At 75.8% G+C, this 6,810-nt stretch carries 1 protein-coding gene and 1 pseudogene; both read left to right on the top strand.

Annotated features, from left to right (window positions below; all coding sequences use genetic code 11):
* Positions 1-141 precede the first annotated feature (141 nt).
* Positions 142-261: pseudogene (locus tag ABZW03_RS34490) on the top strand (KR domain-containing protein); the annotation flags it as partial.
* Positions 262-631: 370 nt separating this feature from the next.
* Positions 632-6,810, top strand: a 6,179-nt coding sequence (locus ABZW03_RS34485; protein ID WP_355267406.1) for an SDR family NAD(P)-dependent oxidoreductase, incomplete at its 3' end; no start/stop codon positions are given.

Genomic DNA, 6,810 nt, shown 5'->3' with positions numbered 1-6,810 from the left:
TGAACCAGCCGACGGTCCGGGTCAGGTCCATGGACTCGGACAGCGGCACCCGGCCGTGCGCCTCCCGGTCGACCAGGAAGCCCTCCGGCACCGGCGGAGTTCGCCGAGGTCGTCGCGGCCAAGGTCGCCGGGGCCACGAACCTGGCGGAACTCCTGCCGGACCTCGACTCCTTCGTCCTGTTCTCCTCCACCGCGGGCGTGTGGGGCGACGGCCACGGGGCGGCCTACGCCGCCGGCAACGCCTTCCTCGACGCCCTGGCCGCGCAGCACCGCGCCCGGGGCCGCGCCACCACCTCCGTCGCGTGGGGCATCTGGGCCGACGGCGGCATGGCGGCCCTGGAGCCCGTGCAGCGCCAGCGCTCCCTGCTCGGCCTCGGCGAACTGGACCCGGGCCGGGCCCTCGACGCGCTGCAGGACGTCCTCGACCACGACGAGGCCCTCGCGGTCGTCACCGAGGCCGACTGGGCCCAGTTCGCCCGCGCCTACACCCACGCGCGGCCGAGCCGGCTGCTGCAGGACCTTCAGCCGGACCAAGCTGACCGAGGCCCAGAGCCGGCCGCGGGCCCCCCGGCCCGCACCCCCCGCCGGCGGCACCGACCTGCTGGAGCTGATCACCACCCACGTCGCCGCGGTGCTGGGACACGCCACCCCCGAACGGCTCGACCCCCGGCAGGCGTTCAAGGACCTGGGCTTCGACTCGCTCACCGCGGTGGAACTGCGCAACCGCCTGACCGCCGCGCTCGGGGTGAACCTGCCCGCCACCCTCGTCTTCGACCACCCCACCCCCGCCCGGCTGGCCGCCCACCTGTCCGGCGGGCCCGGCGAGTTCGGCTCCGGCGGGTTCGGCGAGCAGCACGCGCCCCAGGCCCCGGCCCCGGCCGCGGCGGACGAGCCGATCGCCATCATCGGCATGGGCTGCCGCTACCCCGGCGGCGTCGGCACCCCCGAGGAGCTGTGGCGGCTGGTCGCGGACGGCGTGGACGCGGTCGGCGACTTCCCGGCCGACCGGGGATGGGACCTCGACCGCCTGTACGACCCGACGGGAAGCCGCCCCCGCACGTCGAGCACCGCCCGGGGCGGCTTCCTGGACGCCGCCGGCGACTTCGACGCGGCGTTCTTCGGGATCTCGCCCCGCGAGGCGCTCGCCATGGACCCGCAGCAGCGCATCCTGCTGGAGACCGCCTGGGAGACCGTCGAGTACGCCGGGATCGACCCGACCACGCTGGAGGGCACGTCCACCGGCGTGTTCACCGGCATCTGGTCCACCGGCTACGCCGCCGGGCCGGTCCCGGACGACCTGGAGGGCTACCAGGTCACCGGCACCGCGTCGAGCGTGGGGTCCGGCCGGCTGGCGTACCAGCTGGGCCTGCTCGGCCCGGCACTGTCCCTGGACACCGGCTGCTCGTCGTCCCTGGTGGCCCTGCACCTGGCCGCGCAGGCGCTGCGCTCGGGGGAGTGCTCCCTGGCCCTGGCCGGCGGCGTCACCGTCAACGCGGCACCCACGCTGTTCACCGAGATGTCCCGGCAGGGGGCGAGCGCGCCCGACGGCCGCAGCAAGGCGTTCGCCGCCGCGGCCGACGGGGCGGGCTGGGCCGAGGGCGCCGGCCTGCTGCTGCTGGAACGCCTGTCGGACGCCCGCCGCAACGGCCACGAGGTGCTGGCGGTCGTTCGGGGCTCCGCCACCAACCAGGACGGCGCCTCCAACGGCCTGACCGCGCCGAACGGTCCGTCGCAGGAGCGGGTGATCCGTCAGGCCCTGGCCAACGCCGGGCTGGCGGCGTCCGAGGTGGACGCGGTGGAGGCCCACGGCACCGGCACCACGCTCGGCGACCCCATCGAGGCGCAGGCGCTGCTGGCGACGTACGGCCGGGACCGGGTGGAGCCGTTGTGGCTGGGGTCGGTGAAGTCCAACATCGGCCACACCCAGGCAGCGGCCGGTGTCGCGGGCCTGATCAAGATGGTGATGGCGATGCGGCACGGTGAACTGCCGCGGACCCTCCACGTGGACGCGCCCACCCCGCACGTCGACTGGGCCTCCGGCGCGGTCCGCCTGCTCACCGAACCGGTCGCCTGGCCCGGGACCGGGCGGCCGCGGCGGGCCGCCGTCTCCGCCTTCGGCATCAGCGGCACCAACGCCCACGTCATCATCGAGCAGAGCATCCTCGAACAGCCCGCCGAGGCCGACTCCGCCGCACCCGCTCCCCGGATCGGCGCGGACGACCAGGTCCTCTGGCCGCTGTCGGCCAGGTCCGCGGCGGCGTTGCGGGAGCAGGCGCGCCGGCTGGGCGAGTTCACCGCCGGGCATCCGGAGGTGAGCCCGGCGGCGGTCGGGGGCGCGCTGGCCGCCCGTACCGAGTTCGAGCACCGGGCCGTCGTGGTGGGCACCGCCTCAGCCCTGGACACTCTGGCCGAGGGCGGCACGGCGCCGGGTCTGGTCACCGGGACCGCCCGTCCGCTGGGTCGTACGGTCTTCGTGTTCCCGGGGCAGGGTGCTCAATGGGTCGGAATGGGCGCGGAGTTGTACCGCTCGGAGCCCGTGTTCCGGGCGGCGGTCGACGCGTGTGACGCGGCGCTGGCGCCGTACACGGACTGGTCGTTGGTGGAGCTGCTGACCGGCGGTGGGTCGCTCGACCGCGTGGACGTCGTGCAGCCCGCGCTGTTCGCGGTGATGGTGGCGCTGGCCGAACTCTGGCGGGCCCATGGTGTCGAGCCCGATGCGGTGGTCGGGCATTCGCAGGGCGAGATCGCCGCGGCGTACGTGGCCGGGGCGCTGTCCCTGGAGGACGCCGCCAAGGCGGTCGCCCTGCGCAGCCGGGCCCTGGTCGCCCTGGCCGGACACGGCGGCATGGTCTCGGTCGTGCTGTCCGCGGACGACGCCGCCGGCTACCTGAGCCCCTGGGGTGACCGGATCACCGTCGCGGTGGTCAACTCCGCCTCGACCGTCGTCGTGTCCGGCGAACCCGGGGCCCTGGACGAGCTGTTGGCGGCCTGCGCCAGGGACGGCATCCGCGCCCGCGCCATCCCCGTCGACTACGCGGCGCACTCGGCGCAGGTCGAGGCGATCCGCGAGCAGCTGCTCACCGACCTGGCCGACATCACGCCGAGGACCGCGGACGTCCCCTTCTACTCCACGGTCACCGGCGAGCCGGTCGACACCGCAGCCCTCGACGCCGGCTACTGGTACCGCAACCTGCGCGAACCCGTCCGGTTCGACCTGGCCACCGCCCGGCTCACCGCCGACGGCCACGAGGTGTTCGTGGAGGTCAGCCCGCACCCGGTGCTGGTGCAGGACCTGGACGGCGTGGCGACCGGCACCCTGCGCCGCGACCACGGCGCCGTCGGGGAGTTCCACACCGCCCTGGCCCGACTCCACGTCCAGGGCGTCGCCGTGACCTGGCCGCACGAGCGCCCGCACGGCGTCAGGCTGCCGGGCTACGCCTTCCAGCGCAGCACCTACTGGCTCACCCCCGCGGCCGGCGACCACGGCACCGGGCACCCGCTGGCGGGCACCGCGGTCGAACTGCCCGACGGGACCACCGTGCACAGCGGCCGCGTCTCCACCCGCACCCACCCCTGGCTGGCCGACCACGCCGTGGACGGCACGGTCCTGCTGCCGGGCACCGCCTTCCTCGAACTCGCCGCCCTGGCCGGCGGGCCCGTCGACGACCTCGTCCTGCACCTGCCCCTCGCGCTCTCGGACACCCCCACGGACATCCAGGTCTCGGTCGGCGCCCCGGACGACGCCGGCCGCCGCCCGGTCACCGTGCACGCCAGGGGCGGCGACGGCTGGGTCCGCCACGCGTCCGGCACGCTCGGCGGCCAGGTGACGGCCGGTCGCCCCGACCGGCCCCCGGCGAACGCCGAACCCGTGGACCCCGAAGGGTTCTACGCCTTCCTCGACGGACTCGGATACCAGTACGGGCCGGCGTTCCGGGGCGTACGGAAGCTGTGGCGGGGCGAGGACGACCTGTACGCCGAGGTGTCCGTCCCCGACGGCGCCCGCTTCGGCCTCCACCCCGCCCTGCTGGACGCCGCCCTCCAGCCGCTGATCCTGCTCAGCCCCGACACCCGGGTCCGGCTGCCGTTCTCCTTCTCCGGCGTCGCCGTGCACACCACCGGCGCGTCCTCCGCCCGGGTCCACCTGGCCCGCACCGGCACCGACACCTACCGCGCGACCCTGACCGACCTGTCCGGCCACCCGGTCGCCGACATCACCGAACTGACCGTCCGTCCGGCCGCCGAGGCCCGGGCCGCGGTGCTGCACACCCGGTGGGAGCCGCTCGCCCCGGGCACCCCGACCGAGGTGGTGCCGAGCCCGGTCCTCACCGGGGGAGCCGACGCGGACTCCGTGCGCGCCCTCGTCCAGCGGGCCCGCGCGCTCGTCCAGGACTTCCTGGCCGAGCGGCCGGAGCGGTCGGCCGCCCGCCTGGCCGTCCTGACCCGCGGCGTGGCCGGGGCGGCCGTCCGCGGCCTGGTCCGCAGCGCCGCCGCCGAGCACCCCGGCCGCTTCGTCCTGGTCGACCTGGGCGACGCCTCCGAGGAGGACGCGGTCCGGGCCGCCATGACGGCCGGCGACGAACCCGAACTGGCCCTGCGCCGGGACGGCGTCCTCGTGCCGCGGCAGGCCGGGTACGCGCCGGAACTGACCGCCCCCGACGGCGCCTACCGGCTGAGCGAGCCCGGCACCGGGCGACTGGACGACCTGGCCCTGCTGCCCTGGCAGGAGGCCGCCCTGGAACCCGGACAGGTCCGGGTCGCCGTCCGCGCGGCCGGCCTGAACTTCCGCGACGTGCTCATCACCCTCGGCCTGTACCCGGACCGGCCCCCGCTGGGCGGCGAAGCGGCCGGCACCGTCCTCGAGGTCGGCCCCGGCGTCACGGCCTGGCGGCCCGGCGACCGCGTCACGGGCATGATGCCCGGCGCCTTCGGGCCGCGCGCCGTCGCCGACCACCGGCTCCTGACGGCGATCCCCGACGGCTGGAGCTTCACCGAGGCGGCGTCGGTGCCCATCGCGTTCACCACCGCCTGGTACGGGCTGTTCGACCTCGGCGAACTGCGCCCCGGCGACCGGGTCCTGGTCCACTCCGGCGCGGGCGGCGTGGGCATGGCCGCCGTCCAGCTGGCCCTGAACAGCGGCGCGGAGGTCTTCGCCACCGCGAGCCCCGCCAAGTGGGACACCCTGCGGCGCCTCGGACTGGCCGACGACCACATCGGTTCGTCCCGCGACACCCGGTTCGCCGACCGCTTCCCGGCCATGGACGTCGTCCTCAACTCGCTCGCGGGGGAACTCACCGACGCCTCCCTGCGGCTGCTCGCCGACGGCGGACGGTTCGTCGAGCTGGGAAAGACGGACGTCCGCTCACCCGAGGGCCTGATCTACCGGGCCTTCGACCTCAACGACGTCGACCCCGCGCGGCAGGGCGACATCCTCGCCGAGGTCGTGGCGATGGTCGCCGACGGGACGCTGGAGCCGCTGCCGGTCACCGCCGCCGACCTCCGCCAGGCCGTCGACTCCTTCCGGCTGATGAGCCGGGCCCGCCACACCGGCAAGATCGTCCTCACCGTCCCCCGGCCGATCGACCCCGACGGCACCGTGCTGATCACCGGCGGCACCGGCACCCTCGGCCAGGCCGTCGCCCGGCACCTGGTGTCCCGCTACGGCGTACGGCACCTGCTGCTGCTCAGCCGCGGCGGCGGCGCGGTGCCGCACCTGGAGCCGCACGGGGACGTCGACGTGCGGGTCGTGGCCTGCGACGTCGCGGACCGGGACGCGCTGGCGGCCGTCCTGGACTCGGTCCCGGCCGAGCATCCGCTCACCGCCGTCGTCCACGCGGCCGGCGTGCTCGACGACACCGTGGTGGAACGGCTGACCGCGGAGCAGCTCGACCGGGTGCTGCGCCCCAAGGTCGACGGCGCCTGGCACCTGCACGAGCTGACCCGCGGGCACGACCTGGCCGCCTTCGTGCTGTTCTCCGCGGCCGCGGGGGTGCTCGGCAACGCCGGCCAGGCCGGCTACGCGGCCGCGAACTCCTACCTCGACGCGTTCGCCGCCCACCGGCAGGCCCTCGGACTGCCCGCCGTGTCGATGGCCTGGGGCTACTGGGAGCAGGAGAGCGGCATGACCGCCCACCTCACCGCGGCCGACCGCCGGCGCCTCGCCCGCAAGGGCGTCCGCCCCATCGGCACCGAACGCGCCCTGGCCATGTTCGACACCGCGCTGGCCGCCGGGCGTCCCGCGCTGACCACGGCCGACCTCGCGCTGCCGCGGACCCTGCCGACGCCGAAGGCCCCCGCCTCGGACCTGCTGTCCCTGGTCGCCGCCCACACCGCCGCCGTGCTCGGCCACTCCGACGCCGCGACCATCACCCCCGGGCTCGCCTTCCGCGACCTGGGCTTCGACTCCCTGACCTCCGTCGAACTGCGCAACCGCCTCGCCGGCGCCACCGGCCTGCGGCTGCCCGCGACCCTCGTCTTCGACCACCCCACCCCCGCCGACCTCGCCGACCACCTCAAGGCCGAACTCTCCGGTACGGCTGGGGACGTGGCGCCGGTGGTGCCGGAGGTGTCGGTGGACTGTGGCGCCGATCCGGTGGTGATCGTGGGCATGGGGTGCCGGCTGCCGGGCGGGGTGGGCTCGCCCGAGGAGCTGTGGCGCCTGGTCTCGGACGGGGTGGACGCGATCGGGGAGTTCCCCTCGGATCGCGGGTGGGACGTGGAGGGGTTGTTCCATCCGGACGCTGATCATCCCGGGACGTCGTACACGCGGTCGGGCGGTTTCCTGGCGGACGCGGCGGGGTTCGATGCCGAGTT

The sequence above is a fragment of the Kitasatospora sp. NPDC004799 genome (assembly GCF_040609095.1).
Classification (GTDB): Bacteria; Actinomycetota; Actinomycetes; order Streptomycetales; family Streptomycetaceae; genus Kitasatospora.
Note: the sequence above shows the minus strand (reverse complement) of the source record. Positions and strands in the feature narration are given on the sequence as shown.